The organism is Pedobacter sp. KBW06 (assembly GCF_003852525.1).
Taxonomy (GTDB): Bacteria; Bacteroidota; Bacteroidia; order Sphingobacteriales; family Sphingobacteriaceae; genus Pedobacter.
Map to the genome: position 1 here is coordinate 1594250 of NZ_QAJL01000001.1, position 23758 is coordinate 1618007.

The 23758-nt window shown below is 40.0% G+C and carries 24 protein-coding genes and 1 tRNA gene; 11 read left to right on the forward strand and 14 right to left on the reverse strand.

Translation table 11 applies throughout. The features are described from left to right. Positions 1 to 10 precede the first annotated feature (10 nt). From DBR43_RS06315 to DBR43_RS06335, 5 genes are read right to left on the reverse strand one after another with little or no spacing between them, the layout of a single operon-like run. Positions 11 to 778 carry a LytR/AlgR family response regulator transcription factor gene (locus DBR43_RS06315; protein ID WP_124578954.1) on the reverse strand — a complete coding sequence of 256 codons (768 nt, stop codon included), beginning with the start codon at positions 776 to 778 and terminating at the stop codon, positions 11 to 13. Beyond that, entirely contained in the window at positions 759 to 1850 is a 1092-nt protein-coding gene (locus DBR43_RS06320) for a sensor histidine kinase (protein ID WP_124578956.1), read from the reverse strand. Before DBR43_RS06320 ends, DBR43_RS06315 begins: the two co-directional genes overlap by 20 nt. 40 nt (positions 1851 to 1890) lie before the next feature. After that, entirely contained in the window at positions 1891 to 2889 is a 999-nt protein-coding gene (locus DBR43_RS06325; protein WP_124578958.1) for an NAD-dependent epimerase/dehydratase family protein, read from the reverse strand. Continuing rightward, complete coding sequence (locus DBR43_RS06330) at positions 2890 to 3684, reverse strand: SDR family NAD(P)-dependent oxidoreductase (protein ID WP_124578960.1); 795 nt, start codon at positions 3682 to 3684, stop codon at positions 2890 to 2892. 9 nt (positions 3685 to 3693) lie between these two features. Beyond that, the gene (locus DBR43_RS06335; protein ID WP_124578962.1) at positions 3694 to 4260 is read right to left on the reverse strand and encodes a hypothetical protein; all 567 of its coding nucleotides are present in this window, start codon (positions 4258 to 4260) and stop codon (positions 3694 to 3696) included. Between the two features lie 255 nt (positions 4261 to 4515). Here DBR43_RS06335 and DBR43_RS06340 point away from each other — a divergent pair, with 255 nt between their 5' ends. Together DBR43_RS06340 and DBR43_RS06345 are read left to right on the forward strand one after the other, a co-directional pair. Beyond that, positions 4516 to 5955: an inorganic phosphate transporter gene (locus DBR43_RS06340; RefSeq protein ID WP_233602886.1), complete on the forward strand. Its 1440-nt coding sequence runs from the start codon at positions 4516 to 4518 to the stop codon at positions 5953 to 5955. Between the two features lie 41 nt (positions 5956 to 5996). Then, positions 5997 to 6821 (forward strand): universal stress protein, encoded by an 825-nt coding sequence (locus DBR43_RS06345; protein WP_124578966.1) that lies wholly within the window; start codon positions 5997 to 5999, stop codon positions 6819 to 6821. A gap of 16 nt (positions 6822 to 6837) precedes the next feature. Here DBR43_RS06345 and DBR43_RS06350 read toward each other — a convergent pair whose 3' ends face one another. Further along, positions 6838 to 6999, reverse strand: coding sequence for a SymE family type I addiction module toxin (locus tag DBR43_RS06350; RefSeq protein ID WP_158622448.1), 162 nt, complete (start codon positions 6997 to 6999; stop codon positions 6838 to 6840). A 385-nt stretch (positions 7000 to 7384) separates the two neighbouring features. Between DBR43_RS06350 and DBR43_RS06355 the strand changes: the two genes are divergently transcribed. Further along, positions 7385 to 7966 (forward strand): YceI family protein, encoded by a 582-nt coding sequence (locus tag DBR43_RS06355; RefSeq protein WP_124578969.1) that lies wholly within the window; start codon positions 7385 to 7387, stop codon positions 7964 to 7966. A 64-nt stretch (positions 7967 to 8030) separates the two neighbouring features. Here the strand turns inward: DBR43_RS06355 and DBR43_RS06360 are convergent, their stop codons facing one another. Further along, positions 8031 to 8471, reverse strand: a complete 441-nt coding sequence (locus DBR43_RS06360) for a DoxX family protein (RefSeq protein ID WP_124578971.1) — start codon at positions 8469 to 8471, stop codon at positions 8031 to 8033. Positions 8472 to 9016: 545 nt separating this feature from the next. Continuing rightward, positions 9017 to 9547: an NAD(P)H-dependent oxidoreductase gene (locus DBR43_RS06365; RefSeq protein WP_124578973.1), complete on the reverse strand. Its 531-nt coding sequence runs from the start codon at positions 9545 to 9547 to the stop codon at positions 9017 to 9019. Between the two features lie 167 nt (positions 9548 to 9714). On the opposite strand from DBR43_RS06365, the gene DBR43_RS06370 reads away from it, so the two are divergent. The 7 genes from DBR43_RS06370 (at position 9715) to DBR43_RS06400 (ending at position 16939) form a co-directional block, all read left to right on the forward strand. Further along, a complete protein-coding gene (locus tag DBR43_RS06370) occupies positions 9715 to 10068 on the forward strand; it encodes a winged helix-turn-helix transcriptional regulator (protein ID WP_124578975.1) in 354 nt (117 codons plus the stop codon). A 419-nt stretch (positions 10069 to 10487) separates the two neighbouring features. Then, on the forward strand, positions 10488 to 11870 hold the full coding sequence (locus DBR43_RS06375) for a C10 family peptidase (RefSeq protein ID WP_124578977.1): 1383 nt from the start codon (positions 10488 to 10490) through the stop codon (positions 11868 to 11870). Between the two features lie 21 nt (positions 11871 to 11891). Continuing rightward, positions 11892 to 13361, forward strand: a complete 1470-nt coding sequence (locus DBR43_RS06380; protein WP_124578979.1) for a C10 family peptidase — start codon at positions 11892 to 11894, stop codon at positions 13359 to 13361. Between the two features lie 23 nt (positions 13362 to 13384). Beyond that, the gene (locus tag DBR43_RS06385) at positions 13385 to 14233 is read left to right on the forward strand and encodes a hypothetical protein (protein WP_124578981.1); all 849 of its coding nucleotides are present in this window, start codon (positions 13385 to 13387) and stop codon (positions 14231 to 14233) included. Between the two features lie 100 nt (positions 14234 to 14333). Next, positions 14334 to 15356 (forward strand): clostripain-related cysteine peptidase, encoded by a 1023-nt coding sequence (locus DBR43_RS06390; RefSeq protein WP_158622449.1) that lies wholly within the window; start codon positions 14334 to 14336, stop codon positions 15354 to 15356. 158 nt (positions 15357 to 15514) lie between these two features. Continuing rightward, positions 15515 to 15886, forward strand: coding sequence for a hypothetical protein (locus DBR43_RS06395; RefSeq protein ID WP_124578985.1), 372 nt, complete (start codon positions 15515 to 15517; stop codon positions 15884 to 15886). Between the two features lie 108 nt (positions 15887 to 15994). Then, entirely contained in the window at positions 15995 to 16939 is a 945-nt protein-coding gene (locus DBR43_RS06400) for a protein-glutamine glutaminase family protein (RefSeq protein ID WP_124578987.1), read from the forward strand. Between the two features lie 111 nt (positions 16940 to 17050). Here DBR43_RS06400 and DBR43_RS06405 read toward each other — a convergent pair. The 4 genes from DBR43_RS06405 to DBR43_RS06420 form a co-directional block, all read right to left on the reverse strand. Continuing rightward, positions 17051 to 17134: transfer RNA gene (locus DBR43_RS06405), tRNA-Leu, on the reverse strand. 21 nt (positions 17135 to 17155) lie between these two features. Further along, positions 17156 to 17920, reverse strand: coding sequence for an MBL fold metallo-hydrolase (locus tag DBR43_RS06410; protein ID WP_124578989.1), 765 nt, complete (start codon positions 17918 to 17920; stop codon positions 17156 to 17158). A gap of 93 nt (positions 17921 to 18013) precedes the next feature. Continuing rightward, a complete protein-coding gene (locus tag DBR43_RS06415; RefSeq protein WP_124578991.1) occupies positions 18014 to 18664 on the reverse strand; it encodes a LolA family protein in 651 nt (216 codons plus the stop codon). A gap of 19 nt (positions 18665 to 18683) precedes the next feature. Further along, on the reverse strand, positions 18684 to 21173 hold the full coding sequence (locus DBR43_RS06420) for an FtsK/SpoIIIE family DNA translocase (protein WP_233602889.1): 2490 nt from the start codon (positions 21171 to 21173) through the stop codon (positions 18684 to 18686). A gap of 430 nt (positions 21174 to 21603) precedes the next feature. Between DBR43_RS06420 and DBR43_RS06425 the strand changes: the two genes are divergently transcribed. After that, positions 21604 to 22254 carry an ankyrin repeat domain-containing protein gene (locus DBR43_RS06425; RefSeq protein ID WP_124578996.1) on the forward strand — a complete coding sequence of 217 codons (651 nt, stop codon included), beginning with the start codon at positions 21604 to 21606 and terminating at the stop codon, positions 22252 to 22254. Here DBR43_RS06425 and DBR43_RS06430 read toward each other — a convergent pair. Continuing rightward, the gene (locus DBR43_RS06430) at positions 22251 to 22475 is read right to left on the reverse strand and encodes a PspC domain-containing protein (protein ID WP_074604959.1); all 225 of its coding nucleotides are present in this window, start codon (positions 22473 to 22475) and stop codon (positions 22251 to 22253) included. The genes DBR43_RS06425 and DBR43_RS06430 overlap by 4 nt on opposite strands. A 1-nt stretch (position 22476) precedes the next feature. Further along, positions 22477 to 23757, reverse strand: a complete 1281-nt coding sequence (locus DBR43_RS06435; RefSeq protein ID WP_124578998.1) for a DUF2851 family protein — start codon at positions 23755 to 23757, stop codon at positions 22477 to 22479. Position 23758: the final 1 nt, after the last annotated feature.

Sequence of the window (23758 nt, forward strand, 5' to 3'; positions counted from 1 at the left end):
AGAATGGCCATCAGAAAGATGGCGCTTGTCCTTCCAGCCAGCTCTTAAAACTACTGACCCTTTCCCTGCTGATGACAGCCTCTGAATCCATTGCAGGAAACAACTGAATCACCAACCGGCTATTGTAATAAGTCGTAATCTTTTTAATCGCATCGATGTGAACGATTAATTGCCTGTTGATTCGGAAAAACAAGTTTTTATCCAGTAATTTTTCAATTTGGTCCAATGAATAATCCAGTGGTGTCTTTTGGTTGTTCAGCGTAGTCGCCCAGGTCAGTCCATCAGAAAAATGGAGATAAGCAATATCTTTAGCCTTCACATAAACCAGCTGGTTGTTAATCTTCCCCATAAACCGGGTATGCTCCCTTTTAAAAAACTCTTCCGCAATTCTGGAGATGTTGATAGCCGGTTCGGGTGGCAGCTTAAAATATTCATATTTCTCCAATGCCCTTTTCAGATCCTTCAAATCTATAGGTTTCATCAGATAATCCACGCTATAGACCTTAAACGCCTGAAGGGCAAAGCTGTCATATGCAGTGGTAAATATGATCGGAATTCTGATGTCCACCTGCTCAAACATTTCAAAACAATTGCCATCGGAGAGCTGGATGTCCATAAAGATCAGGTCCGCCTGGCCAACAGCGGTATTAAACCACTTCACACCTTCTTCAACCGATTCCATAACAGCAATGACCTCTAAAACAGGAACACATTGCTGCAGCAAATGAATCAACCTCTCCGCATTGTGTTTTTCATCCTCAAATATGATAATCTTCATGAGTAGTTATGATAGGGATTTTGACAATAAACAAGGTTTTCGTTTCTATGACTTCTATTCTTTTTTCACCGGTTAACTCATACCTCTTCCCGATATTATCCAGGCCCAATCCTATCGAATTCTGAACGACCGCTCTTTTCCGGAGGTCATTTGTCACGATTAAAAAGCTGCCCTCATCTCTGATGCGGATGTGAAGTGGATCATTGGCAGAAAAACGATTGTGCTTAACGGCATTTTCCACCAGCATTTGCAAGGTTGCCGGAGGAATCAGACCAATATACTTTATATTTTCATTGATCTGAATATCAAATTCTATACTGCTTTGATGCCTGATCCGAATGAGAAAAGAATAGGATTCCAGAAATTCCAGTTCCGTCTGGATTGAAACAAGGTTTTCAAATTTCTTATCCAGAATATAGCGGTAACTCTTGGCCAGCTGAGTGATGTACTCTGCAGAGAGATCCGGGCTTTTATAAACCAGATTGGTAAGAACACTCAGGGAATTAAAAAAGAAATGAGGATCGATCTGGCTTTTTAATACGTCATACTTGGCCTGAATATTCTCGCGCATCAACCTTTCTGTATTCAGCTGTGATTCCTTCCAGTTTTTATAATAGAAAGCGATTCCGTTATATCCCAGCAATAAGAGATAGAACATAAAGATCCCAAAATAAAGGTCGTAACTGAGGGAGCTGAAACTTTCCCAGGCATCGTACCGATGAAATAAGACGATATCGAAAACGGAATAACATAGGCCAAACAGAAAGGAAACAATCAATCCGTAAACCAGCAGTGACAAGCACAACAGCAATAAACGTCTGGAAACATTTTCTTTTGAGGTATTGCGCTCCATCCATCGGGAAAGCAAGATTGCCCCTTCCCAAACCAGCAATCCAAAGAGCACATACATCAGGCTAAATGCTTGTCCCCTGAATAGAAAAGTACTGAAATTATGAGGAAAAGTCAGGTCAAAAGACTTAAAGACCACACTGAACAGGTATAGGATCAGGATTCTCAGTCCATAAACAAACCATTTACTTTGGAAAACAGATTCCACTTTTGCTGTATTCATCTTTAAAAACAGAACATGATTAATTTATCCATATCATCGCTTAACAATAATCATTTTCACGGAACCATTTTAAGGCCTTGTCTATTGCAATTTCTACAGGGGTATATTTCAGGAGCAACTCTCTTTCAGACTTCTTTCCGGAATAGTAATTATATATACACAGCATATAGGCAGCGGAATAGTTCAATTTTCGGGATACCGGACTAAATATACCAGACAATGTACCTATTATTCCTCCAATTTTTAAAACAAATCCGGGGATTTTAACCATTATCGGCTCCTGACCAGAGGCCTTATTCAACAGCCGGAAAAACTCCTTATAGGAAAGGTTTTCTCCGGCCATCAAATAGCAATCCCCAATCTTTCCGATTTCCAATGCGCTGGCAATCCCTGCACATACATCACCGATGTATACAAAGTTCTTACCACCCGGCGGATAAAAAACCAACCGCTTATTCATGCCATGCAGGATCAGTTTACCAGAACTGGGTTTTGCGTCGTATGGTCCGATCATAAAGGTCGGATTAATGACGATCGCAGGTAATTTTGACCGTTCCACCTGCTCCAGAACATATTGTTGCGCAATATATTTACTGTTAATGTATCCGGAATTTACATGGAGTAAAGCAAAAGAATTGAGCTCATTACCTGGTTTACTTTTATTTCCAGGACCAATGGTATTCGCGGTACTGATGTGAATTAAGCGCTCCACCTGATGCGCCAGACAGGCATTAACAACATTTTTTGTTCCGGTTACATTCACCTGTCCGTATGTTTTAAAGGTAACATCCCATTGCGCGGTGACCGATGCCGTATGAACCACAAAACTGCAGCCTTCTACGGCCTTCATCACATCAGCTTCATTACTGATATCTCCGTAAAAGACCTCCGAAGGAACATCCGCAATCACCGAAACATCTGCCGAAGGCCGGATCATCAATTTCAATTCATATCCCCGCCTATACAAATCCCTTGCAACATTAGACCCTAAAAAACCGTTAGCCCCGGTAATTAATACTTTCTTTATTTTCTGCTGCATCTATCTAATTGCCATTTCTTTTTTCACTGCACCTGATACGATTCTAAGTTTTATTTCTGTGGGAAGCAGACTCATCAAACGATGATTAATGCGGTTCCAAAAGCCCGGAATGATGACTCCCTTACCTGCAAGGGCCTGCCTGAGCGCGATGCCTGCAATCTCCTTTGTGCTCAGCAGCCCTACCCTGCCTTTCATTCCCTGCTCCACAATTCGGGCAGAAACACCTGAATTGGTCATAATTGGCCCCGGATAAACTACACTCACCGAAACGCCTGTCCCTTGCAACTCTTCTCTAAGCCCTAAAAAAAAGGAAGAAATGAAGGCTTTGGAAGCGGGATATACTGTTTTATAGGCGATTGGCGTAAAGGCTGCCATACTGGAGATGTTCAAAATATGGCTTTCCTTCTGCTTTAGGAGATGGGGTAATAAAGTCTGGGTCACCAACACTGTCCCCCGGATATTGAGCTGGATAATTTTATCAATAGATTCGATGGAACTTTCCATAATCGAAACCGTTCCGCCAATTCCTGCATTATTAATCAAAAAATTGATTTCAAAGCCATTCATCAGCTCATTTAATGTTTTGACCAGCAAACTGCTATCTGTCAGGTCAAATTCGAAGGCCTGAACATCAACCTCATACTCTATTATTAATTGGGCTGCCAACGAAAAAGTATTACTTCCGGGAAGTCCAATCATCATGACATTCATCCCCATCGAGGCACACTGGATAGAGAACTCCCTTCCCAATCCGGAACTGGCACCTGTAATTAGTGTATATGCGTTATTATTCATATCATGAGTTTAAATCCTGACAAACAATCCGGCGATTACAGGAATCAAATAACCGGTCATGGTTTGGAGCGACATTGCCTCTGATTGCTCCTGTGTATGGTTACTATAGCACCTGAAATCCTGTATAAAACGCTTAATTCCGGAGGACTCCATGCTTTTATGAATGCGTTCCCTGATCGTCCATACTTCCTGCTGATCCCTATTGGAGCAGGCCCTTTTAGCAAGATATTCCAGCAAATAAATATTAACTTCATCCAGCTCATTTACCATCAGGAAAGCAGAAAACTCCCTTAATATGCTACTCAGTACCAGGACTTCCATTGGGGAGGTTTCAAAACTATAGTAATTGACTTCCGCCTTACCATAAACTGAATTTCTTTCCGGATTTCCAGCCAGCCATGCAGATTCCGTTTTTTGAGAAAAATGAGTAAGCAACAGAAAGAGGTCAGAGTCCTCCAGCTTATAACCCGCAACCAGTGAGCTTACCTTGTATACTGTTTTTTGCAGCTCTGCCAAATCCAGGGCATCCCCCATGATTCGCACATTTGTCTTATTTTCAAAATTACCTGTCAACATAATCCTTTGTATAAATGGGTTTAACCATGTTACAAATCTGGATATCTGCCGAGCTAAAAAAGACAAATAACTGATGAAGTGTAGGTATTTCAGACTGAACTGTATGAATTTAGAATCCTACCGGTTAAGCAGCATCACTACGCCGGCTATAGAACAGACAATGATATCATAACAATTACTTAACACCAAAAGATCTTTAAACCAACGACTTATATGGTTATTTGAATGTAATTCAATTAACCGCATATCTGCAAGATGATCATCGTAAACATTATGCCTGTACTTCTTAATATGACCATTCCATTCTTAGGCGCTATTGATTTAAGCATTCCGCTCTTCCTGGTTTTTATCGTCTGTTTACTGGCTGTTATCGGCTTTGAGTTTGTGAATGGCTTTCACGATACCGCCAATGCGGTAGCAACAGTAATTTATACCAAAGCATTAAAACCGGTCATTGCAATTCCATGGTCTGGATTCTGGAATTTCCTGGGCGTTTTCAGCGGAGGTATTGCGGTGGCAATGGGCATTTTAAAGCTCGTCCCCCTGGATAGCCTGATGACGCTCCCTATTGCTGTTGGCGCCTGCCTGGTGCTTTCTATTTTACTCGCGTCCATTGCCTGGAACCTGGGCACCTGGTACCTTGGTATTCCCTGCTCCAGCTCACATACCATGATTGGTGCAATGATTGGTGCCGGGCTGGCTTTTACCTGGTATTATGGCGGTGCAGGAGTAAACTGGGGCAAAGCAGAAGAAATAGGGCTGTCATTGATTCTCTCTCCCCTTGTTGGCTTTGGTTTCGCCGTTTTGCTCATGTATTTCTTCAAACATGTAATCAAATACAATGCATTGTTTCACATTCCTACCGGTGAAGATGACCGGCCTCCGGTACTGATCAGAATACTGTTGATCATCACCTGTACGCTGGTTAGCTTTTTTCATGGAAGCAATGACGGACAGAAAGGAGTTGGCTTATTTATGTTGATTTTAATTGCTTTTGTACCTGCAAAATTCGCGGTCAACCATACCATTTCAAACGACAAAGTATTGCTTGAATTAAATCAGGCGGAACAGGTTCTGAAAAATGCCTCGGGAATAACGGCAGCCCAGACAGAAACCTTTCATAAATTAATCACAGACATCGAAAATACAAAACTGCACCTCGCCCTGAAAAATGAGCAGGATAAAGAAAAGACCTATCGTTTTAGAAAGGAAGTAGAAAATGTTGTTCATTCTTTAAAGATCATCAATGCCGACAAATCCATTGCGCTCTCTAAAGAAGCGAAAGATACCTTATCTGAATCTTCGATCGGTTTAACCAAGCTGACAGATTTCGCTCCCATCTGGGTAATTGCCATTATATCCGTCTCTCTGGGACTTGGAACCATGATTGGCTGGAAAAGAATCGTCGTAACCATTGGAGAAAAAATCGGAAACGAGCATTTAAACTACGCACAAGGTGTTACTTCCGAAATTGTTGCTGCTTCCACCATAGGGCTCAGCACCGGATTAGGCCTCCCTGTCAGCACGACACATGTATTGTCCAGTGGGATTGCAGGTGCCATGGTAGCCTCTGGTGGCAAAGGCAACCTGAATAGCAATACGCTAAAAAACATTGGTCTCGCCTGGGTGCTCACCCTTCCTGTATCCATTGCCTTATCTCTTTTGTTATTTATGTTTTTCCACCTGTTTATTTAGTCCTGTTGGGCTATATTTAATGACCTCTTAACCTGAAAAAAATGAAACAAATACTTGTTGCCACAGATTTTTCAAATAGCGCCAGCAACGCGATGGCCTATGCCATGACCCTGGCTAAAATCCTGCAGATGGAAATCGTTGCCATACATGCCATCCACCCCACCGAAGGTATAAATAACAGCACTTACAATGCCATTTTTATCGAAGACTATTATCAGAATAAGAGGGATGCTTTAAAAGACTGGGCCGCTACTTTCAGTAAGGATAAAGCCAATGCAGGGGTAAATGTAAGCAGCATTTGTGATGTCGGTTTTTTAAAAACAGTAATTGGCAAACACGTGAAGAATAATGCGGTTGAATTATTGGTCATGGGAATTACCGGATCAACAGGAATCAGCGGAATTGTAGGTAGCAATGCCAGCATGATCGTCACCAAGTTAAAAGTCCCGACACTGATTATTCCTCTTGAGAGCATATTTCCTACTGAGCCGTTGATTACACTGGCCACAGACTATGAAACAAGATTATCTCCAAAAGATGTAAATGCACTCAATGAAATGATCAAAGGATTCAATTCCAAAAAAATACAGGTAGTCTATGTGGCCGAAAAATCCGATCAGGCGCATATCAAAACAGGAGAACGCAGAATCAGAAAATTGATTGATCAAAACACAGATATTCATTTCAATTACATTAGCGATAGCAGTGCAAGCCATGGAATTATGGAATTCATCACAGAAAGCCATACGGATATCCTATGCCTCGTTAAACATCACCACAATATTTTGTACCGCCTGTTTACCCGGAGCACTGTTAACCAGGTTATGAACAAGTCGGTTAAGGCCATTCTGGTATTACATGAGTAACCGGAATATATTCCGGTTACTCTACCAATCTGATGATCAACATTTTCTCTTTGGCTGTAACTGTCACATAATGTGCGGGTATAAAACCTAAATCACTAAGCCATTTACCACTGAGTTTAATCTCCGGAATCGTTTTTTGACTCAAACGGTTCTGCCGGATTTGAGGTTGAATTTTCAAGCTTCTTGTTTTTTGACTTTCTGTATCATTTTCCCTTGCTGCCATGGTTATTCTTTATACTGATGAAGTTATAGCCTAATCTAACAAAAAACAACGAACATTATTTAATTTAAAATATAAAATATTTAACATTAATTTCCTTAGCGCTCTTTACTATTGAGCCTAAGCTTTTTTTAAACTCATTTACCACCAATACAATCTATCGTTTAACTATAATAAAAAATCCAGTAATCAAGTAGATTATTTTCATTTCTTATCATAGATCAATGATTTAACAATGGTAATTCGTTCAATTTGCATCAAAATATTAAATAAGGCCTGAATCTGTTTCGATAATTCAAAAGAACAGCTGATGGCGATACCCCAACTCAAAAAATAAAAGATTATGAAAAAGTTATTCTTATTGGCTGCAGTTTTAAGTACTGCCCTTTTTGCTTTCAAAGCCGTTGCCCCTGCTACATGGGAAGCTGACACTGCACATTCAAAATTAGGATTTGTAGTTACCCATTTACTGATCACTGATGTAGAAGGATCTTTCAAAGATTTCCAGTCGACCATCACGGCCTCAAAACCAGACTTTTCTGATGCTGTAGTTGAATTAACTGCAGATGTAAATTCAGTAAATACAGACAACGATAAAAGAGATGAGCATTTGAAAGGTGCAGATTTCTTTGACGCGGCAAAATTCCCAAAATTGTCTTTTAAAAGCACCTCAGTGAAGAAAGTTTCTGCCAATAAATTCAAAGTAAACGGAAACTTAACCTTTCACGGTGTAACAAAACCAATCACTTTAGACGCAACATTAAGAGGTGTAACCACCAACCCTATGTCTAAAAAAGCAACTGCTGGTTTCAAAGTTACCGGAACAATCAAAAGAGCTGATTTCGGATTCGGAACTAAATATGCAAATGCCATGCTGAGCGATGAAGTAACATTAAATGCAAACACAGAGTTTGTAAAAAAATAATCAAGCCATCCTGAGCAATTCAGGCGGTAATTAAAAGGAGGAAATTTTAAGATTTCCTCCTTTTTTATTTAACAGAAAAATATTCATCCAGACTCCATTTATACCCTGGAATGGTACTTAGCAAAAGACTAGCCGCACTCACTGCAAATACAGAATAATTTAAGGGCGCCTTAAACCCTAAAAACACCGCCATACACAATGCAAAGCTCAAGGTAAGTAAGAAACTGCCAAAAGCAACGACACGGATTTTCAAGCCAATGATGAGCATAATTCCAAAGAGGATCTCAGCCAATGTCGCAATTAGCGCCATCACATTAGCTGCCGGTCGCCCCAGAAAGGGAAGCAAGGTATTCGTATAAGCCACAAAGTTATCCCAGTTTCCCCAGCCAATATTTAGGCTTCCCGCGGGGCCCAGCCAGCCAATACGGTCAAATACAGGAATGATAAAACCAATACCTACAGCGATTCTCAGGTATAATTGCGGAAGTTGATTGTAATTCTTCATAGTTCTTTATTGATTCACATTTAGCATAAACTTTTTGAGCTCCTCGGGAGCCGATATAAAGATACCTGGAGATTTCACCTAAAAACTTAATCTGGGTTAAGAAATGAATATCAAGGACATCTTATCTAAGAAAAAAAATATTTATCAATTAAACATTTTAAATACTAATGATTATTTTATTTCACCTGCTTACTGTATCTTGTTACAAACCAATAAAAAAACTATATATGACAACAAAATCAAACATTTCTCTAAGCAGGGATCAAATGAAAAACATCACAGGTGGCAAGCTTTACAGACCAATATGCCCGCTATGTTATTATCCTTCAAGTCCACCAAGCTGGTGCGATTTCATCCCTTGTCCGACAGAAGTTGTGCCAGACCCCGTATTAGAACCTATAACTGCGGATCCTGACCTTATTAAACCTTAAGAGCTGAACCATTTGCTGGTATTGAACAGCATTTAATCGCACTCAGATGAAATGATTTAAAATGGCCTGTGCTTTATATACAGGCCATTTTTTTTTATTCACGCTTGCTAATTTTCACAACTCATCTATGAAGGCGACATAATCCCCGGCACTTTTTTGTATTCTCTCTGCCGTGGCATTATGCTCTGCACCATAAAAGGCGAAGAGTGGCTTGTAATCCGCTTTTACATAATCAAAAGTGATCTCAAACGGAGCCGTCAATTGTTCCAATGTATATTTATACCGGCCTGACGCATCATAATCTTCTTTATTAATGCCAGCTGCAATCGCTAATGCAATCTTCTTCCCCTTCAATTTATAACCGCTCCCCTTCCCATATGCCCATCCATGACTGAGTACTTCATCCAGCCACTTTTTAAAAAAAGGCGGGCAATTAAACCAGTAAAATGGAAACTGGAATACAATCTTGTCGTAGACCTCCAGCAATTGCTGCTCTGCCTCCACATCAATTCTTTCGTCCGGATATAAGCTATGCAATTCATGTATGGCATACTTACCTGGGTATTTCTTTAATTCTTCTATCCACCTTTTATTGATCACTGAATTTTCGAGATCAGAATGAATGACAATTACCAGCGTTTTCATCTTATAATATTTATGGGTAATTCCTTTAAATTTGCTGGCACAAAGATGGAGCGCTTAAACTTCGGGAACAATAAGAGGCAAATTAATCCCTTGGTGATAATTTTATCACCATCCATTAACAGATCCGTTTCTTTACTTTTGTTCATCTAAACAGAGAAACTAAACATATGTATCAGCGAAAAATTCCAATTGATTATGATTGTGGCCTCAGCGTTGCCATGGAAGTGGTGGGTTCTAAATGGAAGTTTTGTATTCTGGATGAGATTTCAAAAGGAATAAAACGCCCTAAAGATCTGGTCAATTTCATCAGCGGCATCACGAAAAGAGTATTACAAAAGCAACTCAAAGAACTGGAATTACATGGCCTGCTGGAAAAAACAATCTACACTGAAGTTCCCTTACGCGTGGAATATAACCTGACCACATCAGGAAAATCGCTCTTGCCTTTAATTTCTGCTGTTGACCAGTGGGGAATGGGATTTTCATCTCAATTGAAAACTATCCTGGAGACAGAAGCTTAACAACCTTCACTTTCTTTGTTATGCTTCGCTGGTTCAAAAAAACTAAGCGACGAAAATACCTATGAGCAAAAAAAGCTCAATTCATGCCTGCATTTTTCATCAAAAATGGATTGCGATTTCTCAATTAATAATTAATTTATCTAACTATACTTAACAAGAAAATACGGAGAATATTTCCCCTGTACACCTCAAAATGTGATGATTATTTATAAAATAAAATTCAAAAACCTTATTTTATTAACCAAAAAACCACCACAATAGGCCTTTTTTCACACAAAATCGTAAATATTCATTTTTTTTCTGCAATACACATGAATTAATAAAAAAAATGTAATTTTATATAAATCAATTACTTAATAGATTAACGTAAATTTCATAACAACCAAACAATCAATCATCCACTAACCAACCAAACCATTATGAAACAAACAAACATCATTGTTCTCTCATTTATTTTTCTCTTCCTCTACTCTTGTAAAAAGGGAGAAAACACCATTAAAACCACACAGGAAGAAACCAAGAGCATCCACTTAAGTCCGGAGGAATACCAGAGCATCGCTTTTGATCATCAGAAAAAATTAAGTGATCAGGAAACTCATAACATCGTAGAAAAATTCATAACCAATCGAAAAATACACAAATCTGACTCAAAGTACAAAATAACCATATCGGAGAGAAATTCTGTAACTTTAGAGAAATCAACTTCTGATACAGAAATCCTGTCTGCAGAAAACAACATCCCTGTCTATAAAGTTGCTATTGAAAAAGACAAGTTAAACGATGTGGCAATTGTATCGGCAGATGAACGATATCCCGTTGTCATCGCTTATTACACTGAACATCCAGACGATAAGGCGGAAAATATCGGCAACAAAATGCTGATAGATGCTTCTATTGAATTGCTAAGAAATAACATCAAAAAAATCGAGCAGAACAGAACAGCTCTGAGAGATATCACACTTGAAAAAATATCCAATCAATTGTCTGTTAAAAAAGAGGAGCTGAATTTTGATAACATTAAAAACAAGATTGCGATACACCAGCAGCCTGAGACAAAATCTACTATCATTACGGATCCTTCAACGCTAGGCGCTCCGGTTGCCAGCTATGGTCCTTATTTACCTACCGCATGGAGTATCGGAATGCCCTATAACAGACTAATGGCACAGTCATGTCCTAACAACTGGCTATGGGACAACAGGTATGCAATCAGCTCAGCAGTGGTTGCAACAGCTCAGGTACTTGCGGCTTATCAACCATCAGGATCGATAGGCGGTCAGGCTATGAACTGGTCATATCTGACCGTAAACAAAGAAATCCATGAGGATTCCGATTATTTTGGCAGCTATGTTCAGGATCCGATCGAACGCAGGAATATGGTTGCTACGCTTTTGAAAGGTATCGGAGAATCTTGTTCTGTGAGCTATACCTGTACCGGATCAAGCGTTAATTTCAACAATATCAGAAACTTTCTTAGTGCTCGTGGAATTCAAACAGGGACTCAGCAAGCCCTAAATGTTCCGGTCATAAAAACTTCTATTGAGAACCTTAAACCGGTAATCATGTATGGTCAGACGAGCAGCAACCAGGGACACTGGTGGGTTGTAGACGGGACCTATATTACCACAGGTACACAATCCTACCTGCCAGGTTTCAACTTTTACATCCATGCGAATATGGGTCAGGGCAAATCCTATCTGGGTTACTATTTAGTTGGAACAGATAAATCTGTCACTTTTGACACCTCATTTGCCCATTTCACCACTAATTTCCAAATGTATCCCATTACAACATCCCTTTAATCCCTGGAAAACCTCATTCATATGAAAAGTATAAGAACACTAAAAATCCTGTTTCTTGTGGTTATGGTAACCTTAGCAGGTTCATGTAGCAAAAAACTGGATTTAGACCATAAAGACCTTGCTCAGAATGAAAAAGAGCAAATCGTACTCAGTCCGGAAGAGATTATCAGTATCGCTTATGAGCATCCAAAAGAGCTTGAAGAATCGGAAATTATTGAAATAGCAAAGGATTTTCCACTGGAATTAAGACCCGGAACTAAAAGCAACAATGACAGGGCTGTTTATGCGATAAACAAAAAGATGTATTTAGGTAAAAACGGAGAACTGACCAATGACCGGATAGGCCTGAAAGGTACAGATCAAATTTCCCTGCCTATTTACGATGTTGACATTTCCAATGGATCTTCCAAAATGAAGGCGTACATCTGTGCTGATGAACGCTTCCCTGAAGTAATCGCTTATGTACCCAGTACTCTCGACAGCAAATTTATCATCACAGATCACCCGATGTATGCTTATTCACTTGGAATTGTAGTAAACAGGATCAATTACTATAATAAGTTAAAAGACTCCTTAAGAAACAAAACCGTAGAAAAAATAAAGGATAAGATCGGAACATTACCAGAAAAAGATCTTTTTAAATCTGTAAAGCACTTAATTAAGTCGAATCAATCGGTTGGAACAAAAAGTCTGGTAATTGGCAGTTTCCCTACCACAGTAATTAATAAAATCGGACCATTTACGACAACCCTTTGGGATCAGGGCTGGGATTTCTACGCAAACGCCTATAACCATAAAATGCCGGCGATAACATGCGAAGGTTCAGCGCTAAATGCACCAGCCGGATGTGTAACAGTAGCGGTGGCACAAATGTTAGCACTGCATACGCCAAACATGTCAGTTCCGAAATACACGGACAATTCAACACTTAATGTAGACTGGGCTTTATTGAAACAAAGTCCGACGGTGGATGACTGGGGCGGGGCCAGATACGACCTGATGGGCTCTCTGATGAGAAGTGTAGCTGATGGCCTGCAATCTACTTCAGCCTGCAGTGGCAGCTCTTCATTGACTAGTGCAAACATGACCAATGCGATTAATTACTCGAGACAGTTTGTAAACATCAATAACCTACAGAATTTCAGTGTTCAAACGTGTAAAGCATCATTAGATAATCAAAAGATCATCCTGGCCTCCGGCAGCAGATCTACGGTTACAGGTACCGGTAAAATCGGTCATGCATGGCTCGTTGATGGATATGCGGTATGCAGAAAGGGCACTGTCAACGGAAACAATGGCTCAAATGAGATCGTAAACAAATATGATTTTTATCTGCACTGTAATTTAGGATGGGGCGCTTCATCAGCAACAGGCTGGTACCTGGTGAACAATGACTGGTCGGTATCTTTTGATACCGGTTCAGGAAGCGGAGATGAAAAACAGCACTATCGTCTTGACCTTAAGTGTGCACCTTATGTCGCAGCGAAATAACTAATGATCTAATTTCTTTTTTTATGCAAAAGCCATTTAACACCATTTTATTGTATACAGCTGTGATCCTGACATTATCGGCATGTAGCAAAAAAAAACCAGGGGATTTAAAACCTACAGACAAAATTCATAAGGTTGGTCTGCAAAAGGTTAGTGCTTCACTAAAGAATATAGACCTTAGAAACAGAGCCGACTGGCAGCTATTTATTGGATCACAAGCATATAATGCTTCCATAAAAGACAACAATAATCTTGTCGGTATGCCGGTCAAAGATTCATTCCACTTCGAATACCAGGGCAATATTACGGATGCCCCCGTTTCAACGCTCTTTGTATATTATTCTTCCAGCAAATATGGCAGCAAATTTGGTCCGACTTTTAAAGAGTCCGGACCAAATTTCACCCCGCCAAATATTTTCGATCAGTCCTCGGTTGATGATTTAATGAAGGCCGACTTACTGATCGGGGAATATAAGGGATCAATAACATCAGAAATTTCAAATCTACAGCTGACCCACGCAAATGCATTACTTGAATTCAGCATAAGTGGGCTTACAAATTCAGACACCGTTTATGTGAATGACCTTAAGACGTCATTTCGTCCGTATGATGAGGGCAATGGCCAATACAAATCTATTGTCACAGGCAATTGGATTGGAATAGAAAAAGGTTCAGCTAATAATTTGCCTCCGGTTTTGATAGAAGTAAGGTCCCCTAACCGAAAAGTGACCACCTCTTTGTCTGGTACATTTTATCCCATAAAAGGGAACACCAAGTACAAGTTCAATTTAGCCATAGCCGCCGACATGCTGGTGATCAGCAATCAGCAGACATCTGCCTGGGACAATGAAGTTTTTCCATTTAAAAATTAAACTCTAAAAGTCAATGCGTATCATTTGCTTCATTTTAATATTCTTCAGCCTGACGGGATGTAAGAAGGACAAAAATTCAAGTCCTGAAATTTCGAATAAAATGATATTGGTATATATCGCGGCAAACAATAACCTTCAAAACGAAGCCATAAACAGCATCAAAAAAATGCAGGCAGGCTTAACTAAAACCAATGGAGGGACATTATTGGTCTTTGCAAAAACCTCTTCTCAAAATTCTTATTTACTGAAAATTAAACACAGTACAGCCAATCGGATCGTCAGTGATACCTTAAAAACATACAAAAATGAGAACTCCTCAGATCCTGTCTTTTTTCAAAGAGTTATTGCCGATTCCAGGGCATTATATCCAGCAAATTCTTATGGGCTAATTCTCTGGTCTCATGCAACTTCCTGGGCTCCGCCTGCAAATAAGAGGATAAGTACAGAATCTTTTGGATCTGATGATGAAAATGAGATGGACATCAGAGATTTAAACAAAGCTTTACCAGACGATCTCGAGTACCTGATGTTCGACGCATGCTCAATGGCAAGCATGGAGGTTTGCTTTGAGCTCAAAGAAAAAGCAAAATACATTTTAGCCTCTCCTGCGGAAGTGCTGAGTACCAGCTTTCCTTACGATCAAATTACAAATCACCTTTTCGAAGGGCGGGATGGCCTGAATATGGTTGCACAAAAATTCATCAGTTTTTACCGGTCCATGGAAGGATTGCATTCATCCGCTACAATTTCTTTAATTGATACAAAGCTGATGGATTCCATTGCCCATGAATCCAACTTATTATTATCACAAAAAATCCCAAAAATACCTTTTAATAAAGCAAAGATTCAGCACCTGGATTTTGAGAATGGTTCGGGCGTTCCGGCTTACGACTTCCTTAGCTATTTAAAAAACAATTACGAGCCAACCGAATATGACCGTTTGAAAAAACAGATTGAAAAAGCTGTCATTTTCAAAGGGAATACTGAAGGGTTCCTGGGGATTCCCATCAGGGAATTTTGTGGGTTGAGCATCTATCTTCCGGAGGCCAATGATCCTTATAAAAGCTATTACAGTAATCTGGGCTGGGGCACAAAAGCCGGATGGAACAAGCTATTTCCTTAACACAATAAATAACTTAAATTAATGCCTATGGTCATAATCCAAAGAAACAACGTGTACAACCTTTAAAACGCATAAACTCGGGGATATAAGACAAAGAGTATTTATGTGGTTGAGCACTAATTTCCATCCCGGCAATTCATACTAAATTAGAAAAGCTTATGCGTACATTTTCAAAAATTGTTTTAGGTCTGATCGGATTGATCACCCTACTGTCCTTTTCCTGCAAAGAAACAAGGAGCATTCCTGATGCCAATCAGGGAAAAAAAATCATCTTCCTTGGCTATTATTCACCGCAAAAGGTGGATGACCCCAAAGCAGGAGTCGTAATGGTTGGCTTTCTACAATCCGCCCGTCCTTTCACACTAAATTTGAAAATCCCAAAAGCACATAAGTATATAGACCTGTTAAAGCTTGCCTTAAAAGATAACCTGCCTTTAAAAGTATATGTATTTGAAAATTCAACTGAAATCGCCGAATTGCAAAAGGCACCGGCTGAAATCGTTAAAGCATTTAAAAAATCAATATTCTAGCTAAGGAGGCAATTATGAGATAAGCAATACATTGGCTAAACACGCGCGCTCAATTTAGTTTGATAGTTACAATTCAAAATCAATCAAACCACTTAATCAGAACCTATTATGAAAATTAACAAATGGATACTATCCTTAGTATTCGCTCTCCCATTATTTCTATTTTTTGCCTGTAATAAGGGAAATCATCCCGATCCGTTAAAAGAAAACAAACAAAATAAAGTCGCATTAGGAGAATTTGCCCCTCAAATGGTAGAAGCTCCAAAGGACGGCATTGCAAAAGTCGGCTTTATGCAATCTGCACGAGTGTTTACTTTAGATATGAACGCTAAAAACAGCACTGAATACCTTAAATCACTTCAATCAGCATTAGAAAACGAAGTACCGGTATTGGTACATGTTTATGAAGGAACAACAGAGATTGCAGAAGTCGCTGCTGCCAGCAAAGCCGGAACAGAACAATATAAAAAATCAATATCGGGTTCCGCCACTCCTGTAACTAAAGAAACGCTTCCCATCATTCCAAGTCAGGCGGCATTGAACAGTCTTTTTGCAGCAGTCAACACTTCTTCTATCCCATTTTCTTATGCTGTAGACGGATGTTATGCCAGAGCACATAAAATGAGACAGATCATCATCGCTAATGGCTACGAATGCGCCAAACAATTCGTTTATGGCTCAAACCTTGCAGCAAGAACTCCAAGTGGCTGCTGCGTGCAATGGTCTTATCATGTTGCCCCGCTTGTTCGTTTCAAAAATGCTGCGGGAGCTGTTGAACTAAGCATACTGGATCCTTCTTTATTCTCTGGCCCCGTTCCGTTAAACACCTGGCTAAATAAGGTTAAAGACGCAACATGCGTGTCCTCGGCAAATGTAACATCAACGGCACTGGCCTACGGAAACGTCTATATTCGTGGTGCGAATGGATCAGTAATGTATGACGATAACCTTGCTAAAACAAACTGCATTATTTCCAGCTATAGTGGCCTAAGCGGTTGTTCAACCAACCCGCCGGCAAGTTCAGGCAATTGCTGGCCACCTTATACTCCATAATAAAACGATCCCGCTGTTTTAATTGCTAAAGAATAGACAAAAAGAAGACAGTGAAGATCACAAAAAAACAGCCTGTAAATCATTTATTTACAGGCTGTTTTATAAAATATGTACCCAAGAGGAGATTCGAACTCCCACACCGTTGCCGGCGCCAGCCCCTCAAGCTGGTGCGTCTACCAATTTCGCCACCTGGGTATTTGTTCTGCAAATATATATTTATTCGCAGAATATACTCAAACCATCGTAAGCTAATTTTATATTTTCCGGTAATTCTTTTTCCACCTCTTCATGAAGGCCTAAGTTATGACTGATATGCGTCAGGTAAGTCATCTCTGCTCCGATCTTCTTTGCAAAATCAACGGCTTCCTGCAAAGTAAAATGAGAAATATGCTCTTCATGCTGTAAAGCATTGATCACCAAAACCTTCGTCCCTCTGACTTTAGCGATCGTCTCTTCAGAAATTGTCTTTGCATCCGTGATATAAGTAAAATCATGTACCCTGAAACCCAATATCGGCAATTTGTAATGCATGATATTCAGCGGAATGATCTCCGTCTTTCCAATCTTAAAAACTTCATCAGAAATGGTGTGCATATCAATTTGCGGTAATCCGGGATAATGCACCTCCGCGAAAATATAAGAAAACTCCCGTCTTAGCGCCTGCTGAACACGCTCCGTTGCATAGATGTCAATGTTCTTCTTCAGCAGATAATTAAAGGGCCTGATGTCATCTAAACCAGCCACATGATCCTTATGTTCGTGGGTATATAAGATGGCATCCAGGTCTTTTACATTTGCCCGCAACATCTGGTACCTGAAATCAGGACCACTATCAATCACGATCGTCTTATCTCCCATTTCGAGCAAAACTGAAACCCTTAAACGCTTGTTCCGATGATCTGCAGACTGGCAAACCACACAATTGCAAGTGATCACAGGAATGCCCTGGGAAGTGCCTGTTCCTAAAAATGTAACTTTCAAAATAAATGAGTTGGGACCATATTGTCAAAAATAACAAAAAAAGGGTTTAAACAAATTGCTTAAACCCTTTTTAAAATTTTAATCGTTATCCGATTATCTTAAGTCCACAACTTCTACTCCCGGATACTTCTTAGTATCAAAAGCAAAGGTACTTTCAGGTACTTTAACGTTAGGAATTATCTTTTTCACGTTGTAGGTATACTTATTTCCGCTTTTATCAAAAATCACCACACTTCCAATCTGTTTTGCCGTTTTATCGATACCCAGACGAATTTTAAAATAGGATTTAGTGACATCTATCGGTGCCAGGTCAATCATTTGATAAACCTTTCCTCCCACTTTAGACTCACCGGTATACGTATATTTAAATCCCTTTTCATAAACCGTAAATATCTTGGCAGGATTTAAAGCGTCTCCATTGTTATCTGCATTGGTAACCTGAACTTCTTTATCTTCTTTCAAATAAGTCCATTGGCTTTTGCCATCACTAATCAGTTCCTGGTTAGTCATGGTCACCCGATACTTGTTTGTTGTCGCTTTTACAATCAGGGTTCCCTGCTGGGTTTCTTTAATCTTTGCCTGCGGATTATCTAAAATAAAAGTAAAATCTGTTTTCACAACATCATAGGAACGATACTTCTTACTTACATCGGCTAATATGGCTTTGGCTTTAGCATCTGTCTGTGCATAAGACGCACTTACAAAACCTGCTGCAACCAACAATGACAATACTATCTTTTTCATCTTTTTCTCTAATTACGTGTTAATCGTTATTGAGATTATTCAAGAACTGTTCCAAAGCATAATCATCAGGAATGAGTACTTCCCTGGCTTTACTACCTTCAAACGGGCCTACTACACCTGCAGCTTCCAGCTGATCGATGATTCTTCCTGCTCTATTGTAACCCAACTTCAACTTCCTCTGGATCAAAGAAGTAGAACCCTGCTGATGCATCACAATTAAACGCGCAGCATCCTCAAACATCGCATCACGATCATGTGGATCGAAGTCCATTTTCGCAGATTCTGCAGCTTCATCAATGTATTCAGGAAGCTGATAAGCCTCAGGATAGCCCCTTTGGTTACCGATAAATTCGGAAATACGGTCTACTTCAGGTGTATCAACGAAAGCACACTGCAACCTGATCAGGTCATTTCCGGTCGACAATAACATATCTCCCCTACCAATCAGCTGATCAGCACCTCCACTATCAAGGATCGTTCTGGAGTCAATTTTCGACAATACCCTGAAGGCAAGCCTGGCCGGGAAGTTGGCTTTAATCGTACCGGTAATAATGTTCACTGAAGGCCTTTGCGTTGCCAGTACCAGGTGAATCCCCACAGCACGCGCCAACTGTGCCAAACGGGCAATTGGTGTTTCCACTTCCTTACCTGCAGTCATCATTAAATCGGCAAACTCGTCCACAATCAATACAATATATGGAAGGAATCTATGCGAATTGTTTGGGTTTAGTTTTCTCTTGATAAACTTCTCATTGTACTCTTTCAGGTTTCTCACCTGCGCATCTTTTAACAGATCATAACGCTGATCCATTTCAATACAAAGAGAGTTTAAGGTATTGATTACTTTCTTGGTATCTGTAATGATCGCATCTGCTTCTCCCGGCAGTTTGGCCAGGAAGTGACGCTCGATTTTATTAAATAGCGTTAACTCAACCTTTTTAGGATCGACCAAAACAAATTTCAGTTGTGAAGGGTGTTTCTTATAAAGCAGGGAAACCAGAATAGAGTTAATCCCCACCGATTTACCTTGCCCTGTAGCCCCCGCCACCAATAAATGGGGCATTTTCGACAAATCTCCGATATAAACTTCATTGGAAATTGTTTTACCCATCGCAATCGGTAGGTCCATTGTTGTGGTCTGGAATTTCTCTGTTGCAAGGATGCTGCGCATAGAAACCATTTCGGGATGCAGGTTAGGCACCTCAATACCGATCGTTCCTTTTCCTGGCATCGGCGCAATAATCCTGATTCCCAATGCCGCTAAACTTAAGGCAATATCATCTTCAAGGTTCTTAATTTTCGAAATCCTTACTCCCGGAGCAGGAATGATCTCATATAAGGTAACCGTCGGCCCTATCGTCGCTTTAATTTTATCAATTTCTATATTGTAGTGATTCAGGGTCTCTACAATTTTATTCTTGTTCGCTTCCAGCTCATCCGCATTTACGGAGATTTTATTAGAGCCGTAGTTCTCTAACAAGTCCAGTGTCGGATACTTATAGCTGGAAAGGTCAAGTGTCGGATCGTAATTCCCGAACTGTTCAACCAACTCATCGGATTTAATCTCCTCTTCCGATTTCTCAATCACCAGTTCCAGTTCAGGTTCTTCTTCCTGCACTGGCGTAATCTCCATTGGAAGAGAAACGGCCACGGGAGCAGGTGGAACTACGACTGCAGGAGGGGGAGTAACATTCATTACGTTAACCGGAGGTGCTACCGGCACAACTTCAGGAATGATTTCTTTTTCCAACTCACGTTCCTGTCTATCTTCGAATCTTGGAGAAGGATTCAGGACTATGTTTTGCTCCTTCTTCCGGTCTCTGGCCAGGCGTTCGTTTACTGTAAACTCAACCGGTTCGGAACGAATTTCATTTTCTATTTCTACATCTTCAGGAACATCTGGGATGAAAGCTTCTTCCTTTTTCCTTTGTGGTAATTTAAAATCAATATTATAGGCAATGATAAGGATAGAAAGTCCCAGAAATACAATTAACCCTGCTACTCCGGCCTTACCAATCTGGGCGGTCAGCAACTTATTGGTCCAGAACCCGAATTCCCCTTCCATGAAATGTGGTGCATCACTGATAAAGGAATGTGCAAAACCAAGCGTCAAAGAGATAAATAGCAAAAAGAATAAGCTATAGCCTAAGGTTTTTTCAATGGAGAATATCTTCACCTTGAACAACAAGCGGTAACCAATTACAAAGAATACAAAAATGAATAAGAAGGAAGCTAATCCAAACCACTCATAAATGAACTGATGAGAAAGCAAAGCACCTATTTTACCCAGCCAGTTAGACACTACCGGAGTAATATTGACCTGTTGAAGTTCTTCGTATGTTTTAAAAAGATTGCCCCATCCCCCATTCGCATCAATCACATAACTATGGTCTTCCTGCCAGGTAAAAAGGTAGGAAGTAAAGGCGATCAGAAAATATAAGGCCATGATGACAAATACCAACCCAATGATCTTGAACAGCCTGCCATTCTGAAAATCAAGACGCGGCATAATGTTAAATCTCTCTCTGGCTGGTCCGGCTGCTGATGACTTTGAACTTTCCTTCTCCCCGGACTCGTTTTTAAATGAATTTGACCTGAATTGATTTCCCCTTACCGACATTTTTCGCGACTAATATTATAATCAACAAATATAAAACATATAGTTGTATGTACTAAGTTATTATAAATACATTTAAACCTGAACATATTAAACAATTTTTATTGCCTGCATAAATAGATACACAAATTTATTTTCACATCCCGGTTAAACCTTATAAAACCATTGTAGTCATATACATAGCGTTTGAGTTTTAATTAGAAATAAGTTTTGTTTTAAGGTACTCCCGCCAGATATTTTTATCTGACGGGATTTTTTTTGCCCTCATATCATTTTAAATTTGTTATTTTATTTCTGTATTTTAAGACATCTAAACCTAACAATGGACATCTCTCAGCTTGAAACATTAATAGAAACAGATAAGAAACAAGAAATTTCAGACTTGTTAAGCAGACATCCTGAATTGACAACAAAAGAAACCAGTCATGGGGTATCTCCTGTTTTATTGGCCTGTTATTATAAAAAACCGGTCATCGCTGGCTTAATTGCTGGTTTTTCCAAGCACATTACCATTTTTGAAGCCTGCGCCTTAGGCAAATTTCAAGAAACGGCTGACCTGATTAACGAGAATCCGGAACTAATCAATTCTTTCTCCAGAGATGGCTTTACCCCTCTTGGATTAGCGGCCTATTTTGGTCATGAAGAGATCAGCAGATTACTCATTTCAAAAGGCGCTTCCGTAAATACGGCAGCCAATAATGGATTTAATGTATTCCCGATTCATTCTGCTGTTGCAGCCAGAAGTTACAACATTACCAAAATGCTATTGGAAGCAGGGGCCGAAGTAAACGTGAAGCAACAAGCCGGTTTTACAGCCTTACATGCAGCTGCACAAACTGGTAATATAGAGCTGATCGTGCTGTTACTGGAATATGCGGCCGATTTAAACGTACGAATGGAAGGCGGAAAACTCCCTGCAGACCTTGCGGAAGAAAAGGGTTTTGCGGAAATTGCGGCTATTCTTAAAATTTAATCGGCATCCCAGAAACGCAACCTGATTTTTTTTATGTAGTGCCTCACATCAAGAACCAGTGCGGCAAGGATATAAAATATGATGGGAAAGCCTACTGCTAAAAACGAAGAGTATATAAAAAACAACCTGATTTTGCTGATCGACATATCGAGCCGCTCTGCCAGGTAGGTACAAACCCCAAAACTCTGTTTTTCAAAAAATGTAATGATTCGCTGGAACATGTTATTTGTTTAATATCTTAATTCCGATACCACAATTTAAGCATTTTTTTTGAGCACAATAGTATTTATTTAATTGGAGCAGTGCCTGAGAAAAAAAAGCACTTTCAACGATAAGGCCTGAATCTCTGTACCAGCCGATAATTACATTATTTTCTGCAGGTATCTGCTCTAAAAATTTTATGGCCCGACTGACCAGTTGCGGCTGATCCGCATACTTACCGTAAGAAAACAGAAAAAGAGAAATGACATTAATAATCAAATGATAGACAGATCTTTTTCCCAGCTGCAATTTCACTTTTTCCGTCTCTTTCTGGAAATGATAATGGTTAAGCCAGTAAGGATTAACCGGGAGTTTTTCCAAATGCTTAACCAGATCCGGTAGCTCCCTGATCTCCAGTACCCTCGAAAATAAACGATCAGAAATCACCATAAGCCCACAGAATTGCGCCAGTCTAAGTGTAGGAAAGTTCTGCGGCCGCATTCTTAGAAAGCGCCAGGCACCTAACCCGATCGGCTTCAACGCGTATTTCTTTTGCAGGAAAAGGTATTCTTTTTTTAGTTTCCGGGGATATTCATCTTTGAAAGATCCCGACAAAAATCCCGCCTGTCCAAAAATCAGCGCTTCTACTTGCAATGCATTATCCAGGTGTTTTCTGAGAATCTGAAGCGGCAGCGCGTCTGCAAGGAGCTCGAAAGGGATTTCGTTGACCTTAAATCCAAAGCTTTTGGCCATAAAATGATAAAAAGTACACTCCCAATCGCCCCTTAACCGGATTAATTTGTCCAGTACCAATGCCGATTTCTGTTCCAGGCGTTCCACCATCATCCTTGATAAAAATCCATTGACAATTAAGGGCTCTACTTCCCGGATTTGTTTTTCACAAGGAAAGCGGCTGACTACATTCATCAGTTGATGATAATGAACCAAAAGATGTTCCGGAAGCAGGTGTTCCAGAATAAGTACCGGAATCTGACTGCCGTCCTTTCTGTAAATTGGTCGGTCATATTGATAAACCACATGCAAAATCACCGCATCGTAAGCCGGATCATCCTGATGGCCGTGCAGAAACCAATCCGAAGATTTGATATGAATTTCTATATCGCCAACCCAGGTTATCTCCCCTATTGATAGTTTGGCATAGTTAAAGTCAGGTCCTGCATTTTTATTGTACATACCCGGATTCAATATCCGCAAAGGCTCTCCTGCGATACAAAACAAGTCTAATGTCTTGTATAGCCTGAATTGCCAGATAAAATGTAGGAAATTTTCGGAAAAGCTCATT

Bases quoted from the DNA above. Each gene is read 5' to 3' on its own strand.
- DBR43_RS06315 (WP_124578954.1), bottom strand. From the start codon at position 778: ATGAAGATTATCATATTTGAGGATGAAAAACACAATGCGGAGAGGTTG.
- DBR43_RS06320 (WP_124578956.1), bottom strand. From the start codon at position 1,850: ATGAATACAGCAAAAGTGGAATCTGTTTTCCAAAGTAAATGGTTTGTT.
- DBR43_RS06325 (WP_124578958.1), bottom strand. From the start codon at position 2,889: ATGCAGCAGAAAATAAAGAAAGTATTAATTACCGGGGCTAACGGTTTT.
- DBR43_RS06330 (WP_124578960.1), bottom strand. From the start codon at position 3,684: ATGAATAATAACGCATATACACTAATTACAGGTGCCAGTTCCGGATTG.
- DBR43_RS06335 (WP_124578962.1), bottom strand. From the start codon at position 4,260: ATGTTGACAGGTAATTTTGAAAATAAGACAAATGTGCGAATCATGGGG.
- DBR43_RS06340 (WP_233602886.1), top strand. From the start codon at position 4,516: ATGATCATCGTAAACATTATGCCTGTACTTCTTAATATGACCATTCCA.
- DBR43_RS06345 (WP_124578966.1), top strand. From the start codon at position 5,997: ATGAAACAAATACTTGTTGCCACAGATTTTTCAAATAGCGCCAGCAAC.
- DBR43_RS06355 (WP_124578969.1), top strand. From the start codon at position 7,385: ATGAAAAAGTTATTCTTATTGGCTGCAGTTTTAAGTACTGCCCTTTTT.
- DBR43_RS06360 (WP_124578971.1), bottom strand. From the start codon at position 8,471: ATGAAGAATTACAATCAACTTCCGCAATTATACCTGAGAATCGCTGTA.
- DBR43_RS06365 (WP_124578973.1), bottom strand. From the start codon at position 9,547: ATGAAAACGCTGGTAATTGTCATTCATTCTGATCTCGAAAATTCAGTG.
- DBR43_RS06370 (WP_124578975.1), top strand. From the start codon at position 9,715: ATGTATCAGCGAAAAATTCCAATTGATTATGATTGTGGCCTCAGCGTT.
- DBR43_RS06375 (WP_124578977.1), top strand. From the start codon at position 10,488: ATGAAACAAACAAACATCATTGTTCTCTCATTTATTTTTCTCTTCCTC.
- DBR43_RS06380 (WP_124578979.1), top strand. From the start codon at position 11,892: ATGAAAAGTATAAGAACACTAAAAATCCTGTTTCTTGTGGTTATGGTA.
- DBR43_RS06385 (WP_124578981.1), top strand. From the start codon at position 13,385: ATGCAAAAGCCATTTAACACCATTTTATTGTATACAGCTGTGATCCTG.
- DBR43_RS06390 (WP_158622449.1), top strand. From the start codon at position 14,334: ATGATATTGGTATATATCGCGGCAAACAATAACCTTCAAAACGAAGCC.
- DBR43_RS06395 (WP_124578985.1), top strand. From the start codon at position 15,515: ATGCGTACATTTTCAAAAATTGTTTTAGGTCTGATCGGATTGATCACC.
- DBR43_RS06400 (WP_124578987.1), top strand. From the start codon at position 15,995: ATGAAAATTAACAAATGGATACTATCCTTAGTATTCGCTCTCCCATTA.
- DBR43_RS06415 (WP_124578991.1), bottom strand. From the start codon at position 18,664: ATGAAAAAGATAGTATTGTCATTGTTGGTTGCAGCAGGTTTTGTAAGT.
- DBR43_RS06420 (WP_233602889.1), bottom strand. From the start codon at position 21,173: ATGCCGCGTCTTGATTTTCAGAATGGCAGGCTGTTCAAGATCATTGGG.
- DBR43_RS06425 (WP_124578996.1), top strand. From the start codon at position 21,604: ATGGACATCTCTCAGCTTGAAACATTAATAGAAACAGATAAGAAACAA.
- DBR43_RS06430 (WP_074604959.1), bottom strand. From the start codon at position 22,475: ATGTTCCAGCGAATCATTACATTTTTTGAAAAACAGAGTTTTGGGGTT.
- DBR43_RS06435 (WP_124578998.1), bottom strand. From the start codon at position 23,757: ATGAGCTTTTCCGAAAATTTCCTACATTTTATCTGGCAATTCAGGCTA.